Raw genomic sequence first — 2,307 nt, forward strand, 5'->3', positions numbered from 1 at the left:
GCTCGAGGCGATGACCCTCGCCGACCGGCTGGTGGTGCTGAACCATGGCCGGATCGAGCAGGTCGGCCGTCCGCTGGATCTCTACCGCGAACCGGCCTCGACCTTCGTGGCAGGCTTCCTCGGGGCGCCGGCAATGAACCTGATCGAGGCCCATGTGGATGGCGGTGCGCTGATGCTGAACGGCGCGGCGCTGGCTTCGGGGGTTGGCGCGGCGCCGGGGCGCATCACTGCCGGGATCCGTCCCGAAGCGATCCGCCTGCGGGCCGGGCCGGGCAACTTCCGTCTCGACTATGTCGAAGAGCTGGGCGGATCGCGCATCATCCACGGTCATATCGGCGCGCAGCGCATGATCGCCCAGGCCGACCTGGCCACCGAGCTGGCCGACGAGATGACGGCAGAGCTGCCCCTGCAGGAACTGCACCTTTTCCACGCAGAAACCGGCCGGCGCCTGGCTGACGCCGGCGCCTGAGCCCTCTGCCCGGATCGTGTCCGAAATGTGGCGCGATCCGGGCGTCCTGTCGCCCGAAACTGCCTTTTGAGCGCCTGCAGAGGCGATTCGCGCCGGGGCAACCCTCGGAACAGCTCTTCGCGGGAACACGCACCGGCAGCGCTGAAAACAGACCAATTCGCGTCAAAATTGTGGCGAAAGCCGATTTTTGCAACGGTGGTCTTGCCGGGATTCTGCCCCCAAAACAGGGATTCAGGTACGCCTGTACCGATACGTATGCTTCTCAGCCACCAGATCGCTTGCTAGTCTTTCCTTGACGAAAGTCGTGTGTGTCAAATTTTTTACCTAGTGGGGTGCTCCATGGAGCTGGTGTGTGTTCTGTGCCTTATTGTGTTCTTGTCCCTTGCCGCGATGGGACAGGGTTTCGGGTTAACGACCGCCGATCTGACGGCGGGACGCGGACTTCAATCTTTTCGCAACATGCAACGCAAGCGTGCATGGGAACGGGCCACCGAGCGTCCGCAGCCGCTCTGCCGTCAGGGCAGTGATGCGGTGGACGCCCCGGTGCCCGCTTCCGCCGGGGGCTCCCACCCGGCGGAAGCGCCGAACATGAAGCTGGTGGTCGACGGTCTCTGCCTCGAGACGCTCCGCTTCCCCGCGGCCCTCGGCGATGGCCCGGCCGAGACAGAGGGCCGTGACTGGCTGGACATCTCGAAGCTGCGGCGCAGCGACGATGGCGTCCCGCGCCTCTCGGAAGAGTTGCTGGTGGCGCTGGACTGGGCCCGTGATCCCGAGGGCACTGGCGCCACGTCGCAGCGGCTGACCCTGGTGCTTCCCGTGCGCCACGTGCCGCTGGCGCGCTTCCAGGCCCACGCCCGCCAGATCGAGCTTTTCGCGGCGCTGGTGCTGCGCCGGGCCGGTGACCTGGTCGCGGCCTTCGAGATCGGCAACGAGGATTGGGCCGAGGACGGTGCGGGCGACTATGCGGCCAAGGCACGCATGGTGATCGCGGCGCTGGAAACCGCGATGGAGGCGCTGGACCTGCGCGCCGCCGAGCGTCCCGAGATCCTGGTGCAGTTCGCCCTGCCGCCGCGCCCGCCCTTCGCCCGGGACGAAGCCGCCCTGGCCGACCGGCTGATCTCGCGCGGGTACGAGGCCCGCAAGTCCGAGGTGCTGGGCGCCGCGCGCGCCATCAGCACCAGCTACACCGCCGAAGACGGTGCGGTCGAGATCTCGGCCTTCGAGGATGCTGACCGCGTGGTGGCCTATGTCCGCTCCCGGGTCGGTAGCGACCTTGCAGTCGACGTCGATTTCTCGTCGCTGGTGCCCGAATGGCAGATGGTGACGGCGCGACGCATCGGGCTGGCCGGGCGCGCGCCCGTCATGCGCCGTGGCAACCTGCTGCGCCTCGCGGTGACGTCGGAAGAGGCCGAGGGCTGGGCGCTGAGCCCGGTCGCCATGGAAGACGGCCTGCTGGATGTCGAGCTGGCGCCCTACGAGGTCGTCGAGGTGGTCTTCCATCTCTCCGCCGCCAGGCAGGCGCCTGCGGCGATGCGTCTGGTCGACGGCGGCCAACTTGGCGCAGCCGCGCCTCGCAGGGCCGCGGCCAGTCCGCGTCGGGCGCATGATCTGCTTGGGGCGCCGGAAGCTGACGAGGTGATCGGCTGGATCGGCGAGGATGTCTTCATCTTCGGCAGGGACAGCGACGCAACCGACCCCGTGGTGCGTGATTTCACCCCCGGTCGCGATGTCGTCGACCTGGTGCTTCCCGGCCTCACCGCGGCGGACCTTCGGCTGAGCGATGCGCCGGCGGGGTNCGTTGTCGAGGCCGGCCCGCCGCGCGTTTCCNGCTGGCAGGC

General features: G+C 68.4%; 1 pseudogene. It reads left to right on the plus strand.

Going from position 1 to position 2,307, the window contains the following annotated elements:
- A pseudogene (ugpC, locus tag OS124_RS27570) lies at nt 1–469 on the plus strand (sn-glycerol-3-phosphate ABC transporter ATP-binding protein UgpC); the annotation flags it as partial.
- Between the last annotated feature and the right edge of the window lie 1,838 nt (nt 470–2,307).

This window comes from Oceanicola sp. S124 (genome assembly GCF_000220565.1).
GTDB lineage: Bacteria > Pseudomonadota > Alphaproteobacteria > Rhodobacterales > Rhodobacteraceae > Pseudooceanicola.